Source organism: Burkholderia thailandensis E264, from assembly GCF_000012365.1.
GTDB lineage: Bacteria > Pseudomonadota > Gammaproteobacteria > Burkholderiales > Burkholderiaceae > Burkholderia > Burkholderia thailandensis.
Genome location: NC_007651.1, coordinates 271,059 through 296,591 on the forward strand (window position 1 = coordinate 271,059; position 25,533 = coordinate 296,591).

Below are 25,533 nucleotides of genomic sequence, written 5' to 3' on the forward strand. Positions count from 1 at the left end.
GCGGGGCAGGCGCCGGCGCGTTCGGTGCGCGCTTGGGCCGGCGGCAATGCGCGCGTCGCGCGCACGCCGCTTCGATTTCAGCGTGCGGTCGCGGCGACGCGCCCGTCCGGCCCATAGAAGCCGTTGCGCTGCGGCGCGGCGCGCAGCACGGACAGCGTGCGTTCGTTGTAGTCCATCCGGATGCGGATCAGCATCCCGTTGATCGCGTTCGCGTGGCGCGCGCGATCGGCCGATTGTTGCAGCAGTTGCCAGCCGTTCGCGAGGCGCGCGTCGTGTTCCGCCGCGAGATCCATCCCTTTCTTGCCGGCCGGCAGGCCGAGCGACGCGAGCAGCGTGTCGCGCCGGCGTTCGAGTTGCGCGAGCTTCTCGAGCAGCGCGGTTTTCCGGTCGACGATGCCCGGCAGCGCGTCGAGCGGCGACGCCGTCGTCAGCGCCTTCTCCTCGTACGCGAGTAGGGACGCGAACGCTTCAACCGTCGCGTGCTCGTCGTTGACCGTGGCCAGCAGTTCGTCTCTCATCTCGTTTCGCCCGGCATGGCGGCGCGCGGACCGTCCGCGCGCCGTGTTGTGCATTTCGTCGTCCGGCCGCGAAGCCGGCTCAGCTGTTGCCCGCCTGCGGCGGCGGCTTCAGCAGATCGCGCGCGGTCTGCAGGATCCCGTCGGCGATCTTGCCCGTGTCGATCGACAGCGTGCCGTTCTTGATCGCGTCCCGGATCGCGTCGACCTGGGCGGTATCGATGTCGGCGCTGCCCGAGGCGGCGAGGCTGCGCAGCGTCGACGACAGGCCGGACAGGCTCACGTTCGCGTCCCCGCCGGTCGGCGCGCCCGCGGCGCCGGCAGGCGCCTGAGCCGCGGCCGGCTGGCCGGCTTGCGTGCGAGCCGCGCCCGCACTGGCGTTCGTCAGCGTGCGGGCGTTCGAAGTAGTGGTGGAATCGACTTTCACGATGGTGTTTCCTGTACGGGTTTGACCACGATAACGGCAAGGCCGGCCCGAACTTTAGCACCCGTCCTTCAGTAAATCCCTGAATCAACGAAAGTTTGCAATCTTAGAGGGGGATTTCCACCGTCGCGGCGTCCTTGACGATCGCCGTGACGATCTGGCCCGCCGCCATCCGCACCCGCACCTGCTGGCCGGGCGCCGCGTTGTTGAGCACGCTGCCCTCCGTCGAGATCGTGAATCCGTGCCCCGACGCGACGACCCGCACCGTCTGCCCGATCGACACCGACGCCGCGCTCTTCAGCAAATCCTGGCGCAGCGGCAGCCCCGCCGCGACCCGCGTGAGCGCGGTTGCGCCGACCGCCTGCTGCGCATCGGTGATCACCGCGAGCGGCAGCATCGTCAGATCGCCGTCGCGCGCGACGAGGTCGGCGGCCGTGAGCGTCTCGCCGGGCGCGATCTGGCGCGCGGCGACGTAATAGGTCGCCTGCACGGCGAGCTTCGCCTGAAGGTAGATCGTCCACGGACGGGCGCCCGCGCAGCGCACGCCGACCGTCGTGCGGCCCCACAGGCGCGCGCCCGACGGCAGGAACGGCTCGAGTGTCGTGCACGCGGCGAGCCCGCGCGGGAACGCGGGCGCGACGGTGATGGTGGTCTTGCCGGGCAGGCCGGCCGCCTGCTGCTGCAGGAACGCGAGCGCCGCGCGGCGGATCGATTCGCCGTCCTGCTGGCCGGCGGGCGGCGGGGGCGCCGCGGCGGCGCCGGTTGCGGCGGCCGTGGCGGCCGCCGGTGGCGCGCCGCTCGCGCTTGCCGTTGCAGCCGCCGCTCGAATCGGCTCGGGGCGCGGCGGCAGCATGCGCGGCGCGGGTTGCGAGCGGAACGACACGGGGATCACGCCGCCTTGCGCGGTGGTCGCGCCCTGCATGCGCGCGGCCTGCCATGATTGCGCCGCCGCCCGCGTGTTCGCGGGCTGGCCGGCGGGTGGGGGCGCGTCCTGCGCGACGACCATCGCGACCCGCCGCGCGTCGGCCGGAACCCGGGCCGGGACCCATGCCGGAGCCCGGGCAGGCGCGTGCGATGCCGCGCCCGCGCGGAATTCGGGATTGACGCCCGTCGCGACGGGCGTCATCGGGTTGTTTGGGTTCGCCGCGACGGACGCGGTTGCGCCGGCTGGCGCGTTCCATCCGGCCCTCGCCGACGCGGGGCTTGCGGGAAAATACGATCCGGCCGTCGACGCCGCGGGATTCGCGTTGCCGTTCGGTCCGGTTCGCGGCATGGCCGAGGTCGCCGGCCGGCTCCAACCGTTCGGCGCCGCCGCCGCCATTCGGCTGTTCGATTCGGCCGGGCGGGGTTCGATCACGATCAGGCCGTTGCCCGGCTCGTTCATCGCGTGGACACCGCCGGGCTCGCCCGATTCCGCGCCCGGCGTCGCGCCGGCTCGGCCGGCCCACTCGGCCGCCGCCTGCGCGGCCGCCGCCGCGTTCCATCCGCTCGGGCTTGCCGCATGGCCGGCCCCGTTCGGGCCCGCAGCGCCCGCGGCATTCGCGCCGCGCGCGCTCGCCGCGTTCGCATTCGCGAGCGCGGTTTGAGCCGATTCGCCGCGGCCCGGGATCACGATCATCCCGGTGTCGTCCGCCTGCTGCGCGAGCGCCGCGCACATCCCGCTCGCCAGCGCGAGCGCCACGGCAAAGCGCATGCGCGTGGCGCGGCTTGCGTCAGTCGTCATCGCGCCCTCCTCGAAACCCGTTGGGAAACCGTTTGTGGAAACCGTTTGGTACGGGTTGCATTCTAGGGAGGGGCGGCTGCCGGCAAACCGCGAATAGAGGGGCCCTTTGCCGGTTATTCGCCCGATTGCCGGTTGCGTTGTCCGCCTACCATGCGTCCCATGGAAAAAAGCCTCTTTGGCCGTCCATCGCCGGTTGTCCGCGTCGCGGTCGGCCGCGGGCGGCGAAAGAGCGGCGCAGCTTCAGACGGAGACTCGCAGATGCTGGACAAACTCGATGCCGAATTCGCGTTCGGCCGCCAGGCGCTCGACGTGCGCGCGTATCGGCAAGAACTGCTGTCGTCGAACATCGCGAACGCCGATACCCCCGGTTACCGCGCGCGCGACGTCGACTTCTCGTCGACGCTCGCCCGCGCGCTCAAGCAGGACGGCGCGGCGAGCGCCGGCAACGCGGCGGCGCTGCCGCTCGCGCAGCCGGCGGGCGTGACGAGCGGGATGTCGATGGCGACGACCTCGGGCGCGCATCTGGCGGGCAACGTGAAGCTGACTCCGACGGGCGGCCCGAGCGACGACTACGGCCGCGCGCAGTACCGAATCCCGCAGCAGCCCGCGCTCGACGGCAACACCGTCGATCTCGACACCGAGCGCGTGCAGTTCGCCGACAACGCGGTGCACTTCCAGGCCGGGATGACGGTGCTCACGCAGCAGATCAAGACGATGATCGCCGCGATCACGTCGAATTCGGGTTCGTGACGCGCCGCCTCGGCGCTTTTCCCGCGTGCCGCGCGCGTCACGGGAAACGGTTGAATGAGCGCGCTACGCGATAAGGAGTACGCATGCCTTCGTTGATGAACATTTTCGACGTCGCGGGTTCCGCGATGTCGGCCCAGTCGCAGCGCCTGAACGTGACGGCGTCGAACCTCGCGAACGCCGACAGCGTGACGGGGCCCGACGGCAAGCCCTACAAGGCGAAGCAGGTGGTATTCGCGACCGCGCCGATGGGCGGCGCGCGCACCGCGTCCGGCCAGGGTGTCGGCGGCGTGCAGGTGACCAAGGTGATCGACGATCCGTCGCCGATGAAGACGACCTACGACCCGTCGAATCCGGCCGCCGACCAGAACGGCTACGTGACGATGCCGAACGTCGATCCGGTTCAGGAGATGGTCAACATGATTTCGGCGTCGCGCTCGTACCAGGCGAACGTCGAGACGCTCAACACCGCGAAGCAGCTGATGCTGAAGACGCTGACGATCGGCAGCTGACGCGCTCCTTTTTCATCGATCGATATACGCATAGCAGAGGAAGGCGAACCCGGATGACATCCTCCTTCACCACCATCGGCGGCAGCGGCACGACCGTCAACAGCCTGCCGTACGACACGATGAGCTCGAACGGGCAGTCGTCGAGCCCGTCGGGCACGTCGAACACGCCGGGCGGCACGGCGGGCGCGAGCGGCGCGAGTTCGGGCATCAACGTCGCGAGCTCGCTGTCGACGACGTCCGCGGCCGACCTGCAGACGACGTTCCTGAAGCTGCTCGTCACGCAGTTGCAGAACCAGGACCCGACGAGCCCCGTCGACAGCTCGCAGATGACCTCGCAGCTCGCGCAGATCAACACCGTGAGCGGCATCGCGCAGTTGAACACCGCGCTCACGTCGCTGTCGTCGCAACTCACCGCGGGCCAGCAGACGCAGGCGGCGATGCTGATCGGCTCGAACGTGCTCGCGCCGGGCAACACCGTGCCCGTCAAGGGCGGCGCGGCGTCGCCGTTCGGCGTGCAGCTCACGAGCGCCGTGTCGAACCTGACGATCACCGTGAAGAACGCGTCGGGCGCCGTCGTCAACACGATCAACGCGGGCGCGCAAGCGGCGGGCACCGTGCCGTTCAACTGGACGCCGACCGACGCCGCAGGCAACACGCTGCCCGACGGCACTTACTCGATCAGCGCGAGCTACACGGACACGTCCGGCAAGCAGTACGCGCCGACGACGCTGTCGTCCGCGCAGGTGCTGAGCGTCATCAAGCAGGCGGACGGCACGCCGGGGCTCGTGCTGTCGAACGGCGCGACGGTCGGCTTCAGCCAGGTCGCGTCGATCTTCCCGAACACCACGAAGAGCGCGTCGACGGGCAGCGCCTCGTCTTCCACCAACTAATCCAGCACTTCGCTACGGAGACCGAGATGGGCTATCAACAAGGTTTGAGCGGTTTGGCGGGCGCGTCGAGCGATCTCGACGTGATCGGCAACAACATCGCGAACGCGAACACGGTGGGCTTCAAGGGGAGCACCGCGCAGTTTTCCGACATGTACGCGAATTCGGTCGCGTCGGCCGTCAACAATCCGATCGGCATCGGCACGATGCTCGCGTCGGTGCAGCAGCAGTTCAGCCAGGGCACGATCACGTCGAGCACGTCGTCGCTGAACGTCGCGATCAACGGCAACGGCTTCTTCCAGATGTCGAACAACGGCGTGCTCACGTACTCGCGCGACGGCACGTTCCAGCGCGACAAGAACGGCTACATCGTCAATTCGCAGGGCCTGAACCTGATGGGCTACCAGGCGGACAAGAACGGCGTGATCAACCCCGCGCAGACCGTGCCGCTGCAGGCGCCGACGAACAATATCGCGCCCACCGCGACGACCAAGATCACGGGCCAGTTCAACCTCAACTCGCAGGACACGGTGCCGACCAACACGCCGTTCAACTATACGGATTCCACGACGTACAACTTCCAGACGGCGGTTCAGGTGTACGACTCGCTCGGCGGCTCGCAGCAGGTCAACATGTATTTCGTGAAGTCGGCGGCGGGCACGTGGGAAGCGTACGCGGGCGTCAAGAACCAGACGCCGACCGATCTCGGCACGGTCACGTTCGACACGTCGGGCGCGATCAAGAGCACGACGCTGCCGGGTTCGACCACGCCGACCACGACGCTCGGCCAGTTCCAGTTCTCGATTCCGAACACGGACGGCTCCGCGACGCCGCAGGCGCTCAAGCTCGACCTGACGGGCACGACGCAGTACGGCGGCAAGGACGGCGTGACCAACCTCGCGCAGGACGGCTTCGCGAGCGGCACGCTCACGACCTTCTCGATCGGCAACGACGGCAAGGTGACCGGCAACTACTCGAACGGCCAGACGGCGACGCTCGGCCAGATCGTGCTCGCGAACTTCAACAACCCGAACGGCCTCGTGAACGTCGGCAACAACCAGTACGTCGAGACGGCCGCATCGGGCGTGCCGCAAATCTCCGCGCCCGGCAGCACGAACCACGGCACGCTGCAGGGCAGCGCGCTCGAAAACTCGAACGTCGACCTGACGAGCCAGCTCGTGAAGCTGATCACCGCGCAGCGCAACTACCAGGCGAACGCGCAGACGATCAAGACGCAGCAGACCGTCGACCAGACGCTCATCAACCTGTAAGCGGCCTTCGCGGACAACAGCCAGCCATGGACCGACTGATCTATACGGCGATGACGGGCGCGACGCAGTCGCTCGAGCAGCAGTCCGTCGTCGCGAACAATCTCGCGAACGCGTCGACGACGGGGTTCCGCGCGCAGCTCGCGACGTTCCGCGCGGTGCCGATGAACTTCGAGGACGGCAGCGGCAACGTCGATCCGGCGACGACGCGCACCTATACGCTGTCGTCGACGCCCGGCGCGGATTTCGCGCCGGGGCCGATCGAGCGCACGGGCAACCCGCTCGACGTCGCGATTCAGGGGCCGGGCTGGCTGTCGGTGATGCTGCCGGACGGCTCCGAGGCGTACACGCGCGCGGGCAACCTGCACGTCGACCAGAACGGGCAGCTCGTGACCGCGAACAACCTGCCCGTCGTCGGCAACGGCGGCCCGCTCGCCGTGCCGCCGAACGCGCAGCTCACGATCGGCGCGGACGGCACCGTCTCGGCGCTGATGCCGGGCGATCCGCCGACCGCCGTCGCGATGATCGATCAACTGAAGCTCGTGAACCCCGATCCCGCGACGATGAAGCGCGGCGACGACGGCCTGTTCCGCACCGCGGACGGCAATCCTGCCGACGCCGATCCGGCCGTGAAGGTCGTGCCGAATTCGCTTGAAGGCAGCAACGTCAATCCGGTGGCGGCGATGGTGTCGATGATCGACAACGCGCGCGCGTTCGAATTGCAGACGAAGCTGATCCAGTCCGCCGACCAGAACGAGCAGGCGGCGAACCAACTGCTCAACTTCAGCTAGGCGCAGCCAAGCGCCAGACAAGGAGTCAACACGTGAACCGTTCCCTCTACATCGCCGCAACCGGCATGAATGCGCAGCAGGCGCAGATGGACGTGATCTCGAACAACCTCGCGAACGTGAGCACCAACGGCTTCAAGGGCTCGCGCGCGGTGTTCGAGGATCTGCTGTACCAGACCGTGCGCCAGCCCGGCGCGAACTCGACGCAGCAGACCGAGCTGCCGTCCGGCCTGCAGCTCGGCACGGGCGTCCAGCAGGTGGCGACCGAGCGCCTATATACGCAGGGCAGCCTCACGCAGACCGGCAACTCGAAGGACGTCGCGATCAACGGCCAGGGCTTCTTCCAGGTGCTGATGCCGGACGGCACGAACGCGTACACGCGCGACGGCTCGTTCCAGACCAACGCGCAGGGCCAGCTCGTCACGTCGAGCGGCTATCAGGTGATTCCGGCGATCACGATTCCGCAGAACGCGACGTCGCTCACGATCGGCAGCGACGGCGTCGTGTCGGTCACGCAGCCGGGCTCGAACAACGCGGTGCAGATCGGCGCGCTGCAGATCGCGACGTTCATCAATCCGGCCGGCCTCGACGCGAGGGGCGAGAACCTGTTCGCGGAGACGACCTCGTCGGGCGCGCCGAACGTGTCGCAGCCGGGCCTGAACGGGGCGGGCACGCTCAAGCAGGGCTACGTCGAGGCATCGAACGTGAACGTCGTGCAGGAGCTCGTCAACATGATCCAGACGCAGCGCGCGTACGAAATCAACAGCAAGGCCGTGACGACGTCCGACCAGATGCTGCAGACCGTCACGCAGATGTCGCGCTAACCGGCCCCAGGTCCGAAGCCATGAAGCAGGTTCGTTTCCTCCCGCAACCGGCGCGCCGCGCGCGCATCGCGGCCGCGCGCCGCGGGTCCGCCGCCGCGCTCGCGGCCGCTGCGCTCGCGCTCGCGGGCTGCGCGCAGATTCCGCGCGAGCCGATCACGCAGCAGCCGATGTCGGCGATGCCTCCGATGCCGCCCGCGATGCAGGCGCCCGGCTCGATCTACAACCCGGGCTACGCGGGCCGGCCGCTCTTCGAGGATCAGCGGCCGCGCAACGTCGGAGACATCCTGACGATCGTGATCGCGGAGAACATCAACGCGACGAAGTCGTCGGGCGCGAACACGAACCGGCAGGGCAACACGAGCTTCGACGTGCCGACCGCGGGCTTCCTGGGCGGCCTCTTCAACAAGGCGAACCTGTCCGCGCAGGGCGCGAACAAGTTCGCCGCGACGGGCGGCGCGAGCGCGGCGAACACGTTCAACGGCACGATCACCGTGACGGTGACGAACGTGCTGCCGAACGGCAACCTCGTCGTCAGCGGCCAGAAGCAGATGCTGATCAACCAGGGCAACGAATTCGTGCGCTTCTCGGGGGTCGTCAATCCGAACACGATCTCGGGCCAGAACTCGGTCTACTCGACGCAGGTCGCGGACGCGAGGATCGAATACTCGGCAAAGGGCTACATCAACGAGGCCGAGACGATGGGCTGGCTGCAGCGCTTTTTCCTCAACATCGCGCCGTGGTGAAGACGATGCGTACCTTGCTCGCGCGCGCCATGCGCTCCCTCGTCCCGTCGAATCGCCGCGCGGCGGCGTGCTGTGCGCTCGCCGCGTGCATGCTCGCGCTCGCTTTCGCGCCCGCCGCCGCGCGTGCGGAGCGCCTGAAGGATCTCGCGCAGATCCAGGGCGTGCGCGACAACCCGCTGATCGGCTACGGCCTCGTCGTCGGGCTCGACGGCACGGGCGACCAGACGATGCAGACGCCGTTCACGACGCAGACGCTCGCGAACATGCTCGCGAACCTCGGCATCTCGATCAACAACGGCTCGGCGAACGGCGCCGGTTCGTCGGCGATGACGAACATGCAGCTGAAGAACGTCGCCGCGGTGATGGTGACGGCGACGCTGCCGCCGTTCGCGCGCCCGGGCGAGGCGATCGACGTGACGGTGTCGTCGCTCGGCAACGCGAAGAGCCTGCGCGGCGGCACGCTGCTGCTCACGCCGCTCAAGGGCGCGGACGGCCAGGTGTACGCGCTCGCGCAGGGCAACATGGCGGTGGGCGGCGCGGGGGCGAGCGCGAACGGCAGCCGCGTGCAGGTGAACCAGCTCGCGGCCGGCCGCATCGCCGGCGGCGCGATCGTCGAGCGCTCGGTGCCGAACGCGGTCGCGCAGATGAACGGCGTGCTGCAGTTGCAACTGAACGACATGGATTACGGCACCGCGCAGCGGATCGTCTCTGCGGTGAACGCGAGCTTCGGCGCGGGCACGGCGATGGCGCTCGACGGCCGCACGATCCAGCTCACCGCGCCCGCCGATTCGGCGCAGCAGGTCGCGTTCATGGCGCGGCTGCAGAACCTCGAGGTGAGCCCGGAGAAGGCGGCGGCGAAGGTGATCCTGAACGCGCGCACGGGCTCGATCGTGATGAACCAGATGGTGACGCTGCAGAACTGCGCGATCGCGCACGGCAATCTGTCGGTCGTCGTCAATACGCAGCCCGTCGTGTCGCAGCCGGGGCCCTTCTCGAACGGGCAGACGGTCGTCGCGCAGCAGTCGCAGATCCAGCTCAAGCAGGACAACGGCTCGCTGCGGATGGTGACGGCGGGCGCGAACCTCGCCGAAGTGGTGAAGGCGCTCAACTCGCTCGGCGCGACGCCCGCGGATCTGATGTCGATCCTGCAGGCAATGAAGGCGGCGGGCGCGCTGCGCGCGGATCTGGAGATCATCTAAGTGACGACTTTCTCGAAAGCGAACGATCTGTCGCAGCGCTTCGCGCTCGACGTTCAAGGGTTCGACGCGCTGCGCTCGAAAGCCGCGGCGGTGCCGCCGCGCGAGGGCGTGAAGATGGTCGCGGGCCAGTTCGACGCGATGTTCACGCAGATGATGTTGAAGAGCATGCGCGATGCGACGCCGTCGGACGGCCTGCTCGATTCGAACTCGTCGAAGATGTACACGTCGATGCTCGATCAGCAGCTCGCGCAGCAGATGTCGTCGAAGGGCATCGGCGTTGCCGACGCGCTGACGAAGCAGTTGCTGCGCAACGCGAACGTGGCGCCCGACGCGCAGAGCGAAGGCGGGCTCGCGGCGATGAACGCGCTCGCGAAGGCGTACGCGAATTCGAATGCGTCGTCCGGCAACGGCGCGCTCGCGGGCACGCACGGCTATTCGGCGGCGAGCGCGCTCACGCCGCCGCTCAAGGGCAACGGCTCCCCGCAGGCGGAGGCGTTCGTCGAGAAGATGGCGGGCGCCGCGCAGGCGGCGAGCGCGGCCACCGGCATTCCGGCGCGCTTCATCGTCGGCCAGGCGGCGCTCGAATCCGGCTGGGGCAAGCGCGAGATTCGCGGCGCGAACGGCGAATCGAGCTACAACGTATTCGGCATCAAGGCGACGAAGGGCTGGACCGGCCGCACGGTGTCGGCCGTCACGACCGAGTACGTGAACGGCAAGCCGCACCGCGTCGTCGCGCGGTTCCGCGCGTACGATTCGTACGAGCACGCGATGACCGATTACGCGAGCCTCCTGAGGAACAACCCGCGCTACGCGAGCGTGCTGAACGCGGGCCACAGCGCGGAGGGCTTCGCCAACGGGATGCAGAAGGCCGGCTACGCGACCGATCCGCACTACGCGAAGAAGCTGATTTCGATCATGCAGCAGATCGGCTGATGTAAGCCGAGCAACCGTTCGGTACATTTCGGACCGCGCCGGGCTTCGCCTCGCGCGGTTTTAACGTTTGCTGAAAAAATAAACTCCGGTTTCGATCTAAACTTTGCGCAGCCGTTGCCGCTAAACGTGAGAGACCAGCGATCGGGCGGATCACGCCCGGTCATAACGCGCCCCCGAAATCCGCCAGGCGCATAGAGATAAAATACCGGCAAGCCATGAATACCGAACAGTCGACGAGTCCGCCCGCGAACGCCGCCGCGCATTCCGGCCACGATTACGGCCGCCGCAATCCGCTCGAGATCGGCGTGCAGTTGCGCAACCTCGTCAATCGCGGCGATTTCCTGACCGTCCAGTATCAGGGCGGCCAACTCGTCACCCGCATCCTCGACGTCGACGTCGGCGCGCGGACCTTCGTATTCGACTGGGGCGCGCTTGCCGACCAGAACGCGGGCATCCTCGCCGCGCAGCGCTGCGTGTTCCATGCGTCGCCGGACGGCGTGCGCGTCGAATTCTCGACCGCGACCCCGCGCGAAACCCGTTACGAGAACCTGCCGGCGTTCGAGGCCGACTTTCCCGATGTGCTGTACTGCGTGCAGCGCCGCGAATATTTCCGGGTCGACGCGCCGATCCTCGATCCGTACGTGTGCCGAGGCAAGCTGCCCGACGGCGAGAGCTTCCTGTTCGAGGTGCACAACCTGTCGCTCGGCGGCCTGGGGCTGCGCACGGGCGACGATCGCGTGGCGTCGTTCGAGCCGGGGATGACGCTGCCCGACGTGGAGCTGAACCTGAACGGCCACGGGATGCTGTCGCTCGACCTGCAGCTCGTGTCGCACCGCGCAACCGAGACGCCGAGCGGTGCGCGCCGCTACCAGTTGGGCTTTCGCTTCCTGTCGCTGCCGGGCAATGCCGAGAATACGTTGCAGCGCATCATCACGCAGCTCGAGATGAAGCGCCGGCAACTCGCGCGCGCCTGACGAAACGCGCGGCGCGCGGCCGGCGAACCCGCTCGGGGCGGCAGAAACGCATGCGGCGGCGCTCGCGCGCAGGCCGCACGCCGCGGCACGCATTTTTGCGCGTGCGATCCCTCAATTTTCTCGACGCGCGGCCGTTATACCGGGAGTCCACGCAACCCGGCGGCCGCGGCGCGGCCGGCTCATAGGATCGCGCATGTCCAATACCCTCATGAACCTCGGGGTCAGCGGCCTGAACGCCGCACTCTGGGGGCTCACCACGACCGGCCAGAACATCAGCAACGCGGCGACGCCCGGCTATTCCGTCGAGCGCCCCGTCTACGCGGAGGCGAGCGGCCAGTACACGAGCAGCGGCTATCTGCCGCAAGGCGTGTCGACCGTCACCGTCGAGCGCCAGTACAACCAGTATCTGTCGAATCAGCTGAACGCCGCGCAGACGCAGGGCAGTTCGCTGTCGACCTACTACACGCTCGTCGCGCAACTGAACAACTACGTCGGCAGCCCGACGGCCGGCATCGCGACCGCGATCACGAACTACTTCACCGGCCTGCAGACGGTCGCGAACAACGCGGCTGACCCGTCCGCGCGGCAGACCGCGATGAGCAACGCGCAGACGCTCGCGAGCCAGCTCGTCGCCGCGGGCCAGCAATACTCGCAACTGCGCCAGAGCGTGAATTCGCAGCTCACCGATACCGTCACGCAGATCAACAGCTACACCTCGCAGATCGCGCAGCTCAACGAGCAGATCGCGTCGGCGAGCTCGCAGGGGCAGCCGCCGAACCAGCTTCTCGATCAGCGCGATCTCGCGGTGTCGAAGCTGTCGCAGTTCGCGGGCGTGCAGGTCGTGCCGACCAACGGCAGCTACAGCGTGTTTCTCGCGGGCGGCCAGCCGCTCGTCGTCGGCAACGCGAGCTATCAGCTCGCCGCCGTCGCATCGAAGTCCGATCCGAGCGAGCTCACGATCGTGTCGAACGGCGTGGCCGGCGCGAATCCGCAGGGCAGCCCGCAGTATCTGCCCGACGCGTCGCTGACGGGCGGCACGCTCGGCGGCCTGCTCGCGTTCCGCAGCCAGACGCTCGATCCCGCGCAGGCGCAGCTCGGCGCGCTCGCGGTCAGCTTCGCGTCGCAGGTCAACGCGCAGAACGCGCTCGGCGTCGACATGTCCGGCAATCCGGGCGGCAACCTGTTCACGGCCGGCAGCCCGATCGTCTATGCGAATCAGGGCAATACGAGCAGCTCGACGCTGAGCGCATCGATCGCGAACGGCGCGCAGCCGCCTTCGAGCGACTACGCGCTGTCGTACGACGGCTCGAAATACACGCTGACGGACCGCGCGACGGGCAGTGTCGTCGGCACGGCGACGCCGGCGACCAATCCGCCGACGATGACGATCGGCGGCTTGAATCTGTCGCTGTCGGCCACGCCCAACGCGGGCGATTCGTTCACCGTGCTGCCCACGCGCGGCGCGCTCGAAGGCTTCTCGCTCGCCACCGCGAACGGCTCGGCGATCGCGGCCGCGTCGCCCGTGCTCGCCGCGGGCGTTTCGACGAACAGCGGCACGGGCGTGATCTCGCAGGGCGCGGTGAGCGCGGGCTACCAGTTGCCGGCCGGCACGACGACGCTCACGTACAACGCGTCGTCGAAGACGCTGTCGGGCTTTCCCGTCGGCACGACGGTGACGATCGCGGGCACGCCGCCGACGTCGATCAACATCACGAGCGCGACGACGCCCGTGTCTTACGATCCGACGAAGGGTGCGTCGCTGACGATCTCGAGCACGACGCAGCCGGCGCCGTCGGGCGTGATGAACGGCGTGAGCGTCTCGCTGTCCGGCACGCCCGCGGACGGCGACCAGTTCACGATCGGCGCGAACAAGGGCACCAACGACGGGCGCAACGCGCTCGCGCTGTCGCAGCTCGTCAACTCGAAGACGATGAACAACGGCACGACGACGCTGACGGGCGCCTACGCGGGCTACGTGAACGCGATCGGCAACGCGGCGAGCCAGCTGAAGGCGTCGAGCGCCGCGCAGACGGCGCTCGTCGGCCAGATCACGCAGGCGCAGCAGTCGGTGTCGGGCGTGAACCAGAACGAGGAAGCGGCGAACCTGATGCAGTACCAGCAGCTGTACCAGGCGAACGCGAAGGTGATCCAGACGGCGAACTCGGTATTCCAGACCGTGCTCGGCCTGTTCAACTGAACGAGGTAGGCGGCGATGCGCATTTCCAGCTCTCAGCTCTACAGCCTGAACGTCGACATGATGAACGACCAGCAGGCGCAGATCGCTCAGCTCTACCAGCAGGTGTCGAGCGGCATCAGCCTGACGACGCCCGCCGACAATCCGCTCGCGGCCGCGCAGGCGGTGCAGCTCTCGGCGACGTCGGCCACGCTCTCGCAGTACACGCAGAACCAGACGATCGTGCAGACCGCGCTGCAGACCGAGGACACGACGCTCACGAGCGTCAACGACGTGCTCAACGCCGCGTATCAGTCGATCATGCACGCGGGCGACGGCGGGTTGTCCGACAGCGACCGCGCGGCGCTCGCCGCGCAAATTCAGGGCTCGCGCGACCATCTGCTCACGCTCGCGAACACGGCGGACGGCGCGGGCAACTACCTGTTCGCGGGCTTCCAGCCGACGACGCAGCCGTTCTCGAACAAGCCGGGCGGCGGCGTCACGTATGCGGGCGACTATGGCGCGCGCACTGTGCAGATCGCCGACACGCGCACGGTCTCGCAGGGCGACAACGGCGCGAGCGTGTTCATGTCGGTGCCGTTCCTCGGCAGCCTGCCGGTGCCCGCCGCGGGCGCGAGCAACACGGGCACGGGCACGATCGGCGCGGTCAGCATCACGAATCCGTCCGATCCGACCAACACGCACCAGTTCACGATCACGTTCGGCGGCACGGCGGCGGCGCCGACCTACACGGTGACCGACAATACGGTCACGCCGCCGACGACGACCGCGGCGCAGCCGTACTCGTCGGGCCAAGGGATCAATCTCGGCGGCCAGACGGTTGCGGTGTCGGGCACGCCGGCCGTGGGCGACACGTTCACGGTGACGCCCGCGCCGCAGGCGGGCGCCGACGTGTTCGCGACGCTCGACACGGTGATCGCCGCGCTGAAGACGCCCGTCGGCAACAGCCCGAGCGCGTCGACCGCGCTGACGAACACGCTGGCCACGACGTCGACGAAGCTGATGAACACGATGACGAACGTGCTGACCGTGCAGGCGTCGGTCGGCGGCCGCCTGCAGGAAGTGAAGGCGATGCAGTCGGTGACGTCGACGAATTCGCTGCAGACGACGAACAGCCTGTCGAACCTGACCGCCACGAACCTGCCCGCCGCGATCAGCCAGTTCCTGCAACTGCAGAATTCGCTGAGCGCCGCGCAGAAGGCGTTCGTGCAGATGCAGAACCTGTCGCTGTTCCAGTATCTGAACCCGTAAGCGGCGCCGGCGCGCGCGGCACGCTCGGCGGCGGTCACGCTATCGGCGAGGCGGTCCGGGCGACGGTCGGTGCGGTGTTCGGCTCGGGGCTTTCGCCGGGCGCGGGCGGCGCCGAGGCGTCATACGTTGGGACGAAGCGGGCGGCGCGTGCCGCCCGCTTTGTTTTGGGGCGGGGCGGCCGCGTTGTCGCCGCTTGCCGTCGCATACCTGCGCATGCATCCGCGTATCCGCATGCATCCGCCGCCGCGCGCGGCCCGCGTGCGTTTCCTTACCCGTTCCTTGCGTTTGCCCCCCGCGCGCCCCCCGCGCGGCGGGTGTTTTTGCGCGCCGCTTGTCAGCGCGATTCCCGCTTCGTACACTCGCGCGTGATTTTTACCTTGACGCGCCGTCGCGCGCGCCTCAATCCAGACAACCAGGAGAATCCCGCGATGGCCGATTCCTATTTTCCGCGGTGGCGCGCGCAGCCGCGCGACGACGCGGCCCGCGTCGTCGCGCCCGACGAGCGCCTGCCGTGGCCGCAGACCTTCGCGATGGGCGTGCAGCACGTCGTCGCGATGTTCGGCTCGACCGTGCTCGCGCCGCTGCTGATGGGCTTCGATCCGAATCTCTGCATCCTGATGTCCGGGATCGGCACGCTGCTGTTCTTCGTGCTCGTAGGCGGGCGCGTGCCGAGCTATCTCGGCTCGAGCTTCGCGTTCATCGGCCTCGTGATCGCCGTGACGGGCTACGCCGGCGGCGGCGCGAATCCGAACATTCCCGTCGCGCTCGGCGGGATCGTCGCGTGCGGCGTCGTCTATGCGCTGATCGGGCTCGTCGTGTCCGCGGTCGGCACGCGCTGGATCGAGACGCTGATGCCGCCCGTCGTCACGGGCGCGATCGTCGCGGTGATCGGGCTCAATCTCGCGCCGATCGCGGTGAAGAGCGTGTCCGCGTCGACCTTCGATTCGACGCTCGCGCTCGTGACCGTGCTGTGCGTCGGCGGCGTCGCCGTGTTCGCGCGCGGGATGTTGCAGCGGCTGCTGATTCTCGTCGGCGTAGTGATCGCGTACGCGATCTACGCGGCGCTCACGAACGGCATGGGGCTCGGCAAGCCGATCGATTTCGCGATCGTCGCGCATGCCGCATGGTTCGGCGTGCCGACGTTCCATCGGCCCGTGTTCGATCCGCACGCGATGCTGCTGATCGCGCCCGTCGCCGTGATCCTCGTCGCGGAGAATCTCGGCCACATCAAGGCGGTGAGCGCGATGACGGGCCGCAATCTGGACCGCTACGTCGGCCGCGCGTTCATCGGCGACGGCCTGGCGACGATCGTCTCGGGCAGCATGGGCGGCACGGGCGTGACGACGTATGCGGAGAACATCGGCGTGATGGCGGTGACGAGAATCTATTCGACGCTCGTGTTCGTCGCGGCCGCGCTGATCGCGATCCTGCTCGGCTTTTCGCCGAAGTTCGGCGCGGTGATCCAGACGATTCCGGGGCCGGTGCTGGGCGGCGTGTCGATCGTCGTGTTCGGCCTGATCGCGGTGACGGGCGCGCGGATCTGGGTCGTGAACCGCGTCGATTTCTCCGACAACCGGAATCTGATCGTCGCAGCGGTCACGCTCGTGCTCGGCGCGGGTGATTTCTCGCTGAAGCTGGGCGGCTTCGCGCTCGGCGGAATCGGCACCGCGACGTTCGGCGCGATCATCCTCTATGCGCTGCTGCGCAAGGAGAAGGAGCCGGGGCCGATGGTGTGAGCGCGCGGGCGCCGACGATGCGTGCCGCTCGATGCGCGGGCGGTGAGATGACGCGGCGGCCGTTTTCCGCGTTCATCGGCGATCGAGCCGCGCCGGGCGGCACGATCGCGCCGTCAGGCGCACAGTCGCGCGCGGGTTGGCCGTGCGCGAGCTTGTCCGCCGAAATTCACCCGGGCGCTCAGCTCGCCTGCGCCTGCGCGTCAAGCCACGCGCAGAAGCGGCCGACGAGCGCGTCGCTCGCCGTCTCGCGCGGCGCGATCCACCAGTAGCTGCGCGTCGCGATGCGCGGGCCCGGCAGCGGCGTCACGAGCCGGCCGCTCGCGAGTTCGTCGGCGATGAGCGGCAGCGGTCCGAGCGCGACGCCGAGGCCGTCCACGGCCGCCTGCAGCGCCAGATAGAAGTGGTCGAACGACTGCTTCTTGCGGCCCTTCCTCGGCGCGCACGCCGCCGCGAACCACTCGCGCCACGCGTCCGGGCGCGTATCCGAATGCAGCAGCACGTGGCGCGCGAGATCGTCCGCGCTCGCGATCGGCGTGCGCTTCAGGAGCGCCGGGCTGCATACGGGAATCACGCTTTCGTCGAGAAAGCGGCCGCTCGTGCAGCCCGGCCAGCGGCCCGGGCCGCGCCGGATCGCGACGTCGAAGCCGTCCAGCGAGCCGAGCGGCGCGTTCGACGTCGACAGCTTCAGCTCGACGTTCGGAACCTCGCGCTGAAACCGCGACAGCCGCGGCAGCAGCCATTTCATCGCGAACGTCGGCAGCGCGTTGATCCGCAGCACGCGCGCCGCGCCCGTCTCGCGCAACTGGCCGGTCGCGCGCGCGATGCTGTCGAATGCCGCCTCGACGGTGGCGAGATAGCGGCGGCCTTCTTCGGTGAGCCTCACCCGCTTGCCGTGCCGGTGGAACACCGGCTTGCCGAGCCACGCCTCGAATGCGGCGATCTGCCGGCTGATGGCACCGTGGGTCACATGCAGCTCTTCGCCCGCGGCGCTGAAGCTCTCATGTCTTGCTGCTGCCTCGAAGGCTCTCAGCGCCGGAAACGGTGGAAGATCGCGTGCCATGCTTGTGATTCTAGATCACAAAGGCGCGCCGATAAAATCGTTTGGAGCGCGCGGCGAACGGGCGTAATCTCGGCTCGTGAAAATCACGAGGACTCCCATGCAATCTCGTTCCGAACCCGACGGCGGCGATGCGCCCGACGTGAGCGTCGCCGATCTGTTCGCCGGTTTTCTCGGCCTCGGGCTGATCTCGTTCGGCGGCGCGCTGCCGTTCGCGCGCCGCGCGCTCGTCGAGGAGCGCCGCTGGCTGAGCGCCGACGAGTTCACCGATCTGCTCGGCCTTTGCCAGTTTCTGCCGGGCGGCAACGTGATCAACCTGTCGGTGGCGGTCGGCATGCGGTTTCGCGGCGTGCCGGGCGCGATCGCGGGCCTGCTCGGCCTCGTCGCCGGGCCGACGCTCGTTGTCATCGCGCTGGGCGTGCTGTACGCGAAGACGCAGCAGAATCCGGCCGTCCATCATCTGTTCGGCGGCCTCGCGGCGGCCGCGGCGGGCCTGCTGATCGCGATGGCGGTGAAGGTCGCGAAGCCGCTGCGGCACGCGCGCATGGCCGCTTGCGTCGCGGCGCTCGCGTTCGTCGCGATCGCGGTGATGCGCGTGCCGCTGCTGCCGACGATGCTCGTGATCACGCCCGCGAGCATCTGGCTCGCGTCGCGCGCGCCGCGCGGCGCGGCCGCGGGCGCGCAGGGAGCGCGGCGATGAGCGATACGCTTGCCGCACTCGCGGCGATCTTCGGCCAGTTGTCGCTGCTCGCGTTCGGCGGCGGCAACACGATCCTGCCCGAGATGCAGCGGCAGGTCGTCGACGTCCATCACTGGATGAGCGCGCAGGCGTTCACCGCGCTCTTCGCGCTCGCGCAGGCGGCGCCCGGGCCGAACATGATGATCGTGCCGCTCGTCGGCTGGCATGTCGCGAGCTGGCCGGGCCTGCTCGTGTCGTCGGTCGCGAAGTTCGGGCCGTCGTCGATCGTGACGATGCTCGCGCTGCACGCGTGGGAGCGCTTCAAGGACAAGCCGTGGCGGCGCTACGTGCAGCAGGGGATGATGCCCGTCACGGCGGGCCTCGTCGTCGCGAGCGCGGTGCTGATCTCCGAGGCGTCGAACCGCTCGGCGCTGCAATGGGGGATCACCGCGGCGGTCGCGGCGCTTGCGTACCGCACACGCTTGCATCCGCTATGGCTGCTCGCGGGCGGCGCGCTCGCCGGGCTCGTCGGCGGATGCTTCGCGTAGACGCGTGTCGGGGCGGGGCGACGAGCATCGCGCCTCGGTGTGCGCATTTCAAGCGATGCGGCGATGCGGCGACGGGGCACGCGATGTCGCCGTGCGTCGCGCAACGACGCACGGCGACATACGCAGCATGCGTTCGCGATCCGCGGGGGCGCGGCAAACGGCAGCGCGATGCGGCGGCGCTCCGCGTGCGATACGCGGCGGCACGAAGCCCGCTCGCACGGCGACGCGAGCGCGCAGCCATCCTGCAGGCCGACGCGTCGGCTTTGCGCACGGGAGCCGCGCGCTTCGCGCGATCGTCATTCCGGCGTGCGCGCGTCGCGCTTCACGAGGCCGAGCAGTTTGCCGCGCTCGGTATTCAGATCGACGTTCGTCGACGACCAGTCGAGCACATAGCCGTGGTTGAGCGAATCGCGAACGATCGATGCGTAATCGGACTTCGCGAGCTTGCCGTCGCGCATCGCGCGATTCACTTCGCCGCGAAGGTCCGGCGTGAAGCCCGGATAGGCGGAGACGAGCGCTGCGTACTGCCGCGCGTCGATTTCGTCCGATTCGCGATTGAACGCCCACACGACGACGAGCACGATCGCGACGAACGGCACGAGGGTATAGCGCAGAAAGAACTTGGCGGCAGTCATGGAAGGGTGGATGCAGTGAATCGGGAGACGGATCGCCGGGTGCGTTCGGCGCGTGCGGGCGGGCGAGTATACTTTCACGTATTCGATCAACTGCAAACAAGGCTGCAACACCATGTCGACGCTTCCCGCCTGCCCGCAATGCGCAATGGAAAACACGTACCCGGACGGCGAACATTATATTTGCGCGGACTGCGGACACGAATGGCCGATCGCCGGCGACGCGAGCGCCGCCGATGACGACGCGGCCGCCGTCGTGAAGGACGCGAACGGCAACGTGCTCGCCGACGGCGACGCGGTCGTGCTGATCAAGGACCTGAAGGTAAAGGGCTCGTCGATCACGCTGAAGATGGGCACGAAGGTGAAGAGCATCCGTCTCGTCGGCGGCGATCACGAAGTCGACTGCAAGATGGACGCCGGCAATTTCATGCTGAAGGCGTGCTATCTGAAGAAAGTCTGAGCGGCGCGCGACGGACGATGAATCTCGACGCCGCGAGCCGCAACCTGACGGTCGCATCGCTGCTCACGCTGTCGGGCGGCTATCTCGACGCATACACGTACGTCGGCCACGGCCACGTGTTCGCGAACACGATGACGGGCAACGTCGCGCTGCTCGGCATCAACGTATCGGCGGGCGACTGGTCGCAGGCGCTGCATCACGTACCGCCGCTCGCGGGCTTCGTGATCGCGGTGTTCGTCGCGCACACGCTCGGCCTCGCCGCGCAGAAGGGCTGGGTCCGGCACACCGCGTTCATCAGCCTGATCGTCGAGATCGGCTTTCTCGCGATCGCGTTGGCCGGCTGGCCCGCGATGTCGAGCGCATGGTTGATTCCGGGCATTTCGTTCGTCGCGACGCTGCAGACGCTGTCGTTTACGCATCTGGAGAACCTGTCGTACACGTCGGTGATGACGACGGGCAACCTGAGGCGTTCCGCGCAGTTGCTGTTCGCCGGGCTGATTCCGCGTTACGACGCGCTCGCGCTGCACGATTCCGGCCTCCTCGCCGTGATCAGCCTGTGCTTTCTCGCGGGCGCGGTGGCGGGCGGCTTCATTACGCGGACCGTCGGCGACGGCGCGCTGTGGGGGGCGGTGTTGCTGCTCGGCGCGGCGTTCGCCGAGATCGTCCGGCGCGCGCGTCACGATGCGGGCGGCGGCGCCGGCAAGACCGAAGCCGCCGCGCGCGACGCATCCGCCGGACGCACTGAGGATGGACGATAGCGAGGGCGCATCCTCCGTGCAACTGCTTGCGCGATTCCGGCGCTGCGCGCTTTCTCCGCGCAGAAGGCGACGGAGTTCCGCGTCGGTTTCCTCGGCTTCACGATCGAATGGGAACATCGCTTCGAGCCCGGCTTGCCGCTTCACGCCGAGGTGCGGCGCGACGCGCTGATTCTGCATCCGAGCGAGCGTCATGGCGACACGACGCCGGGCTCGACCATCCTCGTGCCGCTCGAAGGCATCGACGCGCGCGCCGCCGAGTTGAACGGCAAGCGCAATCCGCATGCGCGCCCCGGCGTCGAACGACATGACTAGGGGCGGGTGACGGAGTTCGCCGATCCGTTCGGCAAGCGCCTGCGCCTTTGCGAGCGCGACGCGCGCGACGTGCGGGACGGCTGGGCGGCGTCCTTTGCCGCGCACCGTTGCGCCACGACGACAACGCCGCGATTCTCGCGGCGTTTATTTTTTACAGAGCTTACATCGTCATATGATTCGAGGCTCGTCGCCGTGCGCGGCGGAGCCGGCCGCGGCCGTGGCCGGAACAGAGACGGAGACAATTTACAAAGGAAAGCTCATGAAGCAAACCACCAAACTCGCGGGACTGGTAGGAGGGGCAATGCTGGCGATCGCAGGCCAGCAGGCGATGGCGCAAAGCTCGGTGACGCTCTGGGGCGTCGCGGACGTGAGCCTGCGTTACCTGAGCAACTCGAATGCGCAGAACGACGGCCGCTTTTTCATGACGAACGGCGCGATCACCAACAGCCGCATCGGGCTGCACGGCAGCGAAGACCTGGGCGGCGGCCTGAAGGCGATCTTCAATCTCGAAAGCGGCGTCAATCTGCAGGACGGCTCGTTCTCGGACAGCAAGCGCATCTTCAATCGCGCCGCATACGTCGGCCTGACGAGCCAATACGGCACCCTGACGCTCGGCCGCCAGAAGACGGTGCTGTTCGATCTGCTGAGCGACACGTACGATCCGCTGACGGTCGGCAACTATCTGGAAAACGCGTGGCTGCCCGTCGCGCTCGGCGCGGGCCTGTACGCGGACAACTCGGTCAAGTATCGCGGCACGTTCGGCGGCCTGACGATCGGCGCGATGTACTCGTTCGGCACCGACTCGACGTCGTCGACGGGCGCGGGCGGCTTCTCCGGCCAGATTCCCGGCCACATGGGCGCGGGCAACATGTACGGCTTCTCGCTGTCGTACATCGCCGGGCCGGTCAGCGTCGCGGCGGGCGTGCAGCAGAACAGCGACAACTCGAACCGCAAGCAGACGATCTATCACGCGAACGTCGTCTACGCATTCAGCAAGGCGAAGATCTACGCGGGCTACCTGCATTCGAAGGACGACACGGGCTTCGTCGACGCGGTGCTCGCGCAGCAGCCGGGCCTCTTCGCGAACGGCGCGCCGAAGCGCACCGGCCGGATCGACGATGGTCCGTTCGCCGGCGTGAGCTGGCAGGCGACGCCCGCGCTCACGCTCACGGGCGCGTTCTACTATGACCGGATGCGCAACGCGACGATCGCGAATGGCCAGCTCGACAGCGGCAATCGATACACGGTCGTCGGCCTCGTCGAATACGCGCTGTCGAAGCGCACCGAGATCTACGGCACCGTCGATTTCAACAAGGTGAACGGCGCGGCGACGGTCGAGATGCCGGGGCGCAGCAACCAGACGGGCGTCGCGATCGGTCTGCGCAACATCTTCTGAGCGTTTCGGCATCGCTCGGCAGCAATGAAAAGGCCCGCGCAAAAGCGGGCCTTTTCGTTGCGGCGCGTCGCCCGCGCGCGTTGGCGTCGATATGTATGACAGGCGCATGCGCCGCGCGAATGCACGGCGCATGGCATGCATCGCACGCGCGTCGCGCAGGCGCATGCGATGCGGCGGCGGGGCTTCAGCGCATGGCGGCCTTCGCCGTGCCGTTCGCCTGCTGCGATACTTGCGTGAGAATCTGCTTGGCCGCCGCGAACGACTGGTTCATGTAGATCTTCGTGAACGAATGGCCGAGCGGATCGGTGAGCAGGTGCAAGCCGAGCGAGAAGTTCGACGGCATCACTGTCTGCACGAGGCCGAGGCTGCCGATCACCGTATCCGATGACGACGTCAGATAGCTCGATCCCGGCAGCAGGTAGCGCGCCGCATTGCCGACGTTCACCGAGCTGATCCTGCCCTGCGCACGCTCAGGCCCCGTGATCAGCAGGTTCACCTCGAAGTTCGCGTACAGCGTGCCTTGCGAGTGGCCGACGAGCACGACCTTGCGGTTCTGCTGCAGATACGTGCGGTACTGGTTCAGGTGATCGGGCAGCTCGGGGGTCTCGCTCTTCGTCAGGATATCGATGTATTTCTGTTGCAGCGCCGCGTCCATGCCGCCCGCGGGAATCGCGCCGCCGTCGATCGCACGCCAGAAGTCCGCCGGGCTCGTGCCTTCGACCGACTTCTGCTTGAAAACCTGCCACAGATCGCTGAACGTGCCTTGCGTCGCGTTGTATGCGTTGCCGTACACGTATGCGTTGTTCGCGTCGCGTGCGTTCAACTGGCTCTTGAGCACTTGCAGGCTCGCGATCGCATCGTCGAACGTGTTGTTGATGCCGTTGACGAACACGATTGCGGAGCCGGGCGAGGCCGCCGCGGCCGGCGTGACCGTCGCCGCTTGCGCGGCGTTCAGGGGCGTCGAGTAGGGCAGCGCGACGAGCGCGCCGGCAATCATCAGCGTCACTAACTTTTTCATCGAAAGTTCCCTCGGATGGTGGTTGAAGCGCTACAGCGTCGGTGAGATCAATTCGGCATGGACGTCGGGTTGAAGCCGCACGATGCGGGGCCGGGATCGTCGAAGAACTGGCCGCCCGCGAGCGACTGGAAGCGGATGTACGCGAGCGTGTCGGCTTCGGTGTCGAGCATGATCGCGCGTGTGCTCTTGATCCGGTCGAGCATCGTCTGCTGGTCGACGCCCGCTTTCACGAGCACGCGCGCGCTCAATGCGCAGGCGATGCCTTTCGCGATCGCGTCGCCGGCCGTCTTGGCGTCGCCCGGATCGTGGACGTCGTTGACCGCCTGGCTCCAGCCGTATGCGATCTGCGTGAGCGCTTCGCGCGTGACGGCCGAATTCGCGTATTCATGCGCGATGTACTCGGCGACGCGGGGCGGAAGCGGCGGCGGCGCGGAGCGTGGCGTCGCCGACGATGCGATAGCGAATGCGCTCGCGAGCGCGGTGGATGAGGTCGATTCCGTTTGTTCGGCCGGCGCGGCAGCGGGCGCGGCATCGGTCGACACGATCCGCGCGCAGGCCCACACGAGTGCGGCGATCGCGAGCGCGGCCGCAACGGGGTATTGCCATCGCATGCCCTCTCCTTTTGTTGTGATGTCTTGTATTCGTTGCGGGCCGCGGCCGGTTGCCCGCCGCGATCCTGCCGTCCTCGTCTCCGCCAATGGCTTGCAAACGTTACAAGAAATCGTCGCGGCGGGGAAGCGTCACCGTATTGCGAGCGGGGGCTTCGCGTCGTGGCGGTTCGGGTGAGCGGTCAGTCGACTCGATTGTTGCGTCGAGCGACGTAAAGCGTCGATGCGCGAGCGTGCGTCGAGCGACGCGCGCGAACGGGCCCGTCGGTGTGGCGAGCCGTTCGGCCCACTCCGATCATGCATGCGGATATTGAAAATGGCGTGACGGCGAACCCCACGAATCGCGGCGCGTCACGCCGATCGATCACGAACTGCTCGCCGCGACCGATGCCTCCGCGTGCTGCCACGCGAACAGGCCGGGCACGAAGATCAGCAGATCGCGGATGCGCCGCGCGCCCGCGAGCCCGAGCGACGTCGCCGGGTCGAGCCCGAGCGCGCCGCCGATCAGCACGAATCCGCCTTCCTGCACCCCGAGCCCGCCCGGCACGAAGAACGCGGCGCTGCTGAGCGCCTGGATCAGCGCTTCGATCACGAGCGCGTCGATGAACGAGACGGGCGCGCCGAGAAAATGCAACGCGAGCCAGATTTCGAGCGACGTCGCAAGATGTTGCAGCGGCTGCCAGAAGAACAGATAGCGCACGACAATGCCGCGCCTCCGCCAGACGGCCTTCAGCGCATCGTCGATCTGCGCGGAGCGCTCGACGAGCGACGCGAGCTGACCGCCGGCGACGCGATTGAGCGCATGCATCGCGCGCTCGAACGGCTTCGCGTGCTGCACGAGCGCGAACAGGATCAAGAGCGGCGCGAGCGCGGCGAGGCCCCACGCGAACATGCCGGCGACGCGCGCGGTGTCCGACGTCGCGCGCACGAGCAGAAAGCCGACGCCCGCGAGCGCGAAAAGCGCCTGGCTGATCAGCGTGAGCTGCATGTCCGCGACGAGGCTCGCGACCGCCGCGGGCGCCGTCAGCCCATGCGCGCGCAGCAGGCGGAACGACGCGAGCTCGCCGCCGATGCGCGCGACGGGCAGCAGCCCGTTGACCGATTCGCGAATCCACACGAGTTGCAGCATCGCGCGCAGGCTCGGCCGATCCGGCGGCGCGATCAGCGTTTGCCAGTCTTTCGCGTTCGCGAGCATCGGCAGCAGGTGCGACGCGGCCGCGACGACGAGGCCGATCCCCGCCGCGCGCAGCAGATCCAGCACCGCGCGCGGATCGTCGCGCGCGACGAGCCAGAGCGAGACCGCGAGCCCCGCGAGCGCCGCGATGCGTCCCGCATGCTTCATCATTT

27 protein-coding genes are annotated in these 25,533 nt (G+C 68.2%); 19 read left to right on the top strand and 8 right to left on the bottom strand.

Features of this window, described 5'->3' with window-relative positions; translation table 11 throughout:
- Nucleotides 1–77: 77 nt before the first annotated feature.
- The 3 genes from BTH_RS13410 to flgA form a co-directional block, all read right to left on the bottom strand.
- Nucleotides 78–572: a flagella synthesis protein FlgN gene (locus tag BTH_RS13410; protein ID WP_009893451.1), complete on the bottom strand. Its 495-nt coding sequence runs from the start codon at nt 570–572 to the stop codon at nt 78–80.
- A gap of 25 nt (nt 573–597) precedes the next feature.
- Nucleotides 598–942, bottom strand: a complete 345-nt coding sequence (gene flgM, locus BTH_RS13415) for a flagellar biosynthesis anti-sigma factor FlgM (RefSeq protein WP_009893450.1) — start codon at nt 940–942, stop codon at nt 598–600.
- 103 nt (nt 943–1,045) lie between these two features.
- A complete protein-coding gene (gene flgA, locus BTH_RS13420) occupies nt 1,046–2,662 on the bottom strand; it encodes a flagellar basal body P-ring formation chaperone FlgA (RefSeq protein ID WP_009893449.1) in 1,617 nt (538 codons plus the stop codon).
- 258 nt (nt 2,663–2,920) lie between these two features.
- Between flgA and flgB the strand changes: the two genes are divergently transcribed.
- The 13 genes from flgB (at nt 2,921) to BTH_RS13485 (ending at nt 16,718) form a co-directional block, all read left to right on the top strand.
- The gene (gene flgB, locus BTH_RS13425) at nt 2,921–3,412 is read left to right on the top strand and encodes a flagellar basal body rod protein FlgB (RefSeq protein ID WP_009893447.1); all 492 of its coding nucleotides are present in this window, start codon (nt 2,921–2,923) and stop codon (nt 3,410–3,412) included.
- 83 nt (nt 3,413–3,495) lie between these two features.
- Entirely contained in the window at nt 3,496–3,921 is a 426-nt protein-coding gene (gene flgC / locus BTH_RS13430; RefSeq protein ID WP_009893446.1) for a flagellar basal body rod protein FlgC, read from the top strand.
- A 53-nt stretch (nt 3,922–3,974) separates the two neighbouring features.
- Nucleotides 3,975–4,811, top strand: a complete 837-nt coding sequence (gene flgD, locus BTH_RS13435) for a flagellar hook assembly protein FlgD (protein ID WP_009893445.1) — start codon at nt 3,975–3,977, stop codon at nt 4,809–4,811.
- Between the two features lie 26 nt (nt 4,812–4,837).
- On the top strand, nt 4,838–6,079 hold the full coding sequence (gene flgE / locus BTH_RS13440; RefSeq protein WP_009893444.1) for a flagellar hook protein FlgE: 1,242 nt from the start codon (nt 4,838–4,840) through the stop codon (nt 6,077–6,079).
- Between the two features lie 26 nt (nt 6,080–6,105).
- On the top strand, nt 6,106–6,867 hold the full coding sequence (gene flgF, locus BTH_RS13445; protein WP_009893442.1) for a flagellar basal-body rod protein FlgF: 762 nt from the start codon (nt 6,106–6,108) through the stop codon (nt 6,865–6,867).
- 32 nt (nt 6,868–6,899) lie between these two features.
- A complete protein-coding gene (gene flgG, locus BTH_RS13450) occupies nt 6,900–7,688 on the top strand; it encodes a flagellar basal-body rod protein FlgG (RefSeq protein WP_009893440.1) in 789 nt (262 codons plus the stop codon).
- A gap of 20 nt (nt 7,689–7,708) precedes the next feature.
- Nucleotides 7,709–8,431, top strand: coding sequence for a flagellar basal body L-ring protein FlgH (gene flgH / locus BTH_RS13455; protein WP_009893438.1), 723 nt, complete (start codon nt 7,709–7,711; stop codon nt 8,429–8,431).
- A 5-nt stretch (nt 8,432–8,436) separates the two neighbouring features.
- On the top strand, nt 8,437–9,630 hold the full coding sequence (locus BTH_RS13460; RefSeq protein ID WP_043037195.1) for a flagellar basal body P-ring protein FlgI: 1,194 nt from the start codon (nt 8,437–8,439) through the stop codon (nt 9,628–9,630).
- Nucleotides 9,631–10,563, top strand: a complete 933-nt coding sequence (gene flgJ / locus BTH_RS13465; RefSeq protein WP_009893434.1) for a flagellar assembly peptidoglycan hydrolase FlgJ — start codon at nt 9,631–9,633, stop codon at nt 10,561–10,563.
- Nucleotides 10,564–10,778: 215 nt separating this feature from the next.
- Nucleotides 10,779–11,537 (top strand): flagellar brake protein, encoded by a 759-nt coding sequence (locus tag BTH_RS13470; protein ID WP_009893432.1) that lies wholly within the window; start codon nt 10,779–10,781, stop codon nt 11,535–11,537.
- A 193-nt stretch (nt 11,538–11,730) separates the two neighbouring features.
- Nucleotides 11,731–13,734 (top strand): flagellar hook-associated protein FlgK, encoded by a 2,004-nt coding sequence (gene flgK, locus BTH_RS13475; protein ID WP_009893431.1) that lies wholly within the window; start codon nt 11,731–11,733, stop codon nt 13,732–13,734.
- Nucleotides 13,735–13,749: 15 nt separating this feature from the next.
- Complete coding sequence (gene flgL / locus BTH_RS13480; RefSeq protein WP_009893430.1) at nt 13,750–14,982, top strand: flagellar hook-associated protein FlgL; 1,233 nt, start codon at nt 13,750–13,752, stop codon at nt 14,980–14,982.
- Between the two features lie 428 nt (nt 14,983–15,410).
- Entirely contained in the window at nt 15,411–16,718 is a 1,308-nt protein-coding gene (locus tag BTH_RS13485) for a solute carrier family 23 protein (RefSeq protein WP_009893429.1), read from the top strand.
- Between the two features lie 178 nt (nt 16,719–16,896).
- On the opposite strand, the gene BTH_RS13490 is transcribed toward BTH_RS13485, so the two are convergent.
- The gene (locus BTH_RS13490) at nt 16,897–17,778 is read right to left on the bottom strand and encodes a transcriptional regulator GcvA (RefSeq protein WP_009893426.1); all 882 of its coding nucleotides are present in this window, start codon (nt 17,776–17,778) and stop codon (nt 16,897–16,899) included.
- 97 nt (nt 17,779–17,875) lie between these two features.
- On the opposite strand from BTH_RS13490, the gene BTH_RS13495 reads away from it, so the two are divergent.
- Together BTH_RS13495 and BTH_RS13500 are read left to right on the top strand one after the other, a co-directional pair.
- On the top strand, nt 17,876–18,475 hold the full coding sequence (locus BTH_RS13495; RefSeq protein ID WP_009893420.1) for a chromate transporter: 600 nt from the start codon (nt 17,876–17,878) through the stop codon (nt 18,473–18,475).
- On the top strand, nt 18,472–19,002 hold the full coding sequence (locus tag BTH_RS13500) for a chromate transporter (RefSeq protein WP_009893418.1): 531 nt from the start codon (nt 18,472–18,474) through the stop codon (nt 19,000–19,002). The genes BTH_RS13495 and BTH_RS13500 overlap by 4 nt, the downstream gene beginning before the upstream one ends.
- 296 nt (nt 19,003–19,298) lie before the next feature.
- Here the strand turns inward: BTH_RS13500 and BTH_RS13505 are convergent, their stop codons facing one another.
- Nucleotides 19,299–19,637: a hypothetical protein gene (locus tag BTH_RS13505; RefSeq protein WP_009893417.1), complete on the bottom strand. Its 339-nt coding sequence runs from the start codon at nt 19,635–19,637 to the stop codon at nt 19,299–19,301.
- Nucleotides 19,638–19,749: 112 nt separating this feature from the next.
- Here BTH_RS13505 and BTH_RS13510 point away from each other — a divergent pair, with 112 nt between their 5' ends.
- From BTH_RS13510 to BTH_RS13525, 4 genes are all read left to right on the top strand, one after another.
- Nucleotides 19,750–20,094 carry a zinc ribbon domain-containing protein YjdM gene (locus BTH_RS13510; protein WP_009893416.1) on the top strand — a complete coding sequence of 115 codons (345 nt, stop codon included), beginning with the start codon at nt 19,750–19,752 and terminating at the stop codon, nt 20,092–20,094.
- Nucleotides 20,095–20,111: 17 nt separating this feature from the next.
- On the top strand, nt 20,112–20,852 hold the full coding sequence (locus BTH_RS13515) for a YoaK family protein (protein WP_009893414.1): 741 nt from the start codon (nt 20,112–20,114) through the stop codon (nt 20,850–20,852).
- 42 nt (nt 20,853–20,894) lie between these two features.
- Complete coding sequence (locus BTH_RS35155; RefSeq protein WP_308411120.1) at nt 20,895–21,164, top strand: glyoxalase superfamily protein; 270 nt, start codon at nt 20,895–20,897, stop codon at nt 21,162–21,164.
- A gap of 259 nt (nt 21,165–21,423) precedes the next feature.
- Nucleotides 21,424–22,560, top strand: a complete 1,137-nt coding sequence (locus BTH_RS13525) for a porin (RefSeq protein WP_009893410.1) — start codon at nt 21,424–21,426, stop codon at nt 22,558–22,560.
- 184 nt (nt 22,561–22,744) lie between these two features.
- On the opposite strand, the gene BTH_RS13530 is transcribed toward BTH_RS13525, so the two are convergent.
- From BTH_RS13530 to BTH_RS13540, 3 genes are all read right to left on the bottom strand, one after another.
- The gene (locus BTH_RS13530; protein WP_009893409.1) at nt 22,745–23,566 is read right to left on the bottom strand and encodes a hypothetical protein; all 822 of its coding nucleotides are present in this window, start codon (nt 23,564–23,566) and stop codon (nt 22,745–22,747) included.
- A gap of 59 nt (nt 23,567–23,625) precedes the next feature.
- On the bottom strand, nt 23,626–24,189 hold the full coding sequence (locus tag BTH_RS13535; RefSeq protein WP_009893408.1) for a hypothetical protein: 564 nt from the start codon (nt 24,187–24,189) through the stop codon (nt 23,626–23,628).
- A gap of 361 nt (nt 24,190–24,550) precedes the next feature.
- On the bottom strand, nt 24,551–25,531 hold the full coding sequence (locus BTH_RS13540) for a lysylphosphatidylglycerol synthase domain-containing protein (protein ID WP_009893406.1): 981 nt from the start codon (nt 25,529–25,531) through the stop codon (nt 24,551–24,553).
- Nucleotides 25,532–25,533 lie beyond the last annotated feature (2 nt).

Coding starts and splice junctions, on each gene's coding strand:
- flgK (WP_009893431.1), top strand. CDS start 11,731: ATGTCCAATACCCTCATGAACCTCGGGGTCAGCGGCCTGAACGCCGCA.
- BTH_RS13525 (WP_009893410.1), top strand. CDS start 21,424: ATGAAGCAAACCACCAAACTCGCGGGACTGGTAGGAGGGGCAATGCTG.
- flgE (WP_009893444.1), top strand. CDS start 4,838: ATGGGCTATCAACAAGGTTTGAGCGGTTTGGCGGGCGCGTCGAGCGAT.
- flgF (WP_009893442.1), top strand. CDS start 6,106: ATGGACCGACTGATCTATACGGCGATGACGGGCGCGACGCAGTCGCTC.
- BTH_RS13410 (WP_009893451.1), bottom strand. CDS start 572: ATGCACAACACGGCGCGCGGACGGTCCGCGCGCCGCCATGCCGGGCGA.
- BTH_RS13505 (WP_009893417.1), bottom strand. CDS start 19,637: ATGACTGCCGCCAAGTTCTTTCTGCGCTATACCCTCGTGCCGTTCGTC.
- BTH_RS13515 (WP_009893414.1), top strand. CDS start 20,112: ATGAATCTCGACGCCGCGAGCCGCAACCTGACGGTCGCATCGCTGCTC.
- flgH (WP_009893438.1), top strand. CDS start 7,709: ATGAAGCAGGTTCGTTTCCTCCCGCAACCGGCGCGCCGCGCGCGCATC.
- BTH_RS13510 (WP_009893416.1), top strand. CDS start 19,750: ATGTCGACGCTTCCCGCCTGCCCGCAATGCGCAATGGAAAACACGTAC.
- BTH_RS13540 (WP_009893406.1), bottom strand. CDS start 25,531: ATGATGAAGCATGCGGGACGCATCGCGGCGCTCGCGGGGCTCGCGGTC.
- BTH_RS13535 (WP_009893408.1), bottom strand. CDS start 24,189: ATGCGATGGCAATACCCCGTTGCGGCCGCGCTCGCGATCGCCGCACTC.
- flgC (WP_009893446.1), top strand. CDS start 3,496: ATGCCTTCGTTGATGAACATTTTCGACGTCGCGGGTTCCGCGATGTCG.
- BTH_RS13490 (WP_009893426.1), bottom strand. CDS start 17,778: ATGGCACGCGATCTTCCACCGTTTCCGGCGCTGAGAGCCTTCGAGGCA.
- BTH_RS13500 (WP_009893418.1), top strand. CDS start 18,472: ATGAGCGATACGCTTGCCGCACTCGCGGCGATCTTCGGCCAGTTGTCG.
- flgA (WP_009893449.1), bottom strand. CDS start 2,662: ATGACGACTGACGCAAGCCGCGCCACGCGCATGCGCTTTGCCGTGGCG.
- flgL (WP_009893430.1), top strand. CDS start 13,750: ATGCGCATTTCCAGCTCTCAGCTCTACAGCCTGAACGTCGACATGATG.
- BTH_RS13485 (WP_009893429.1), top strand. CDS start 15,411: ATGGCCGATTCCTATTTTCCGCGGTGGCGCGCGCAGCCGCGCGACGAC.
- BTH_RS13495 (WP_009893420.1), top strand. CDS start 17,876: ATGCAATCTCGTTCCGAACCCGACGGCGGCGATGCGCCCGACGTGAGC.
- flgB (WP_009893447.1), top strand. CDS start 2,921: ATGCTGGACAAACTCGATGCCGAATTCGCGTTCGGCCGCCAGGCGCTC.
- BTH_RS13460 (WP_043037195.1), top strand. CDS start 8,437: ATGCGTACCTTGCTCGCGCGCGCCATGCGCTCCCTCGTCCCGTCGAAT.
- flgD (WP_009893445.1), top strand. CDS start 3,975: ATGACATCCTCCTTCACCACCATCGGCGGCAGCGGCACGACCGTCAAC.
- BTH_RS13470 (WP_009893432.1), top strand. CDS start 10,779: ATGAATACCGAACAGTCGACGAGTCCGCCCGCGAACGCCGCCGCGCAT.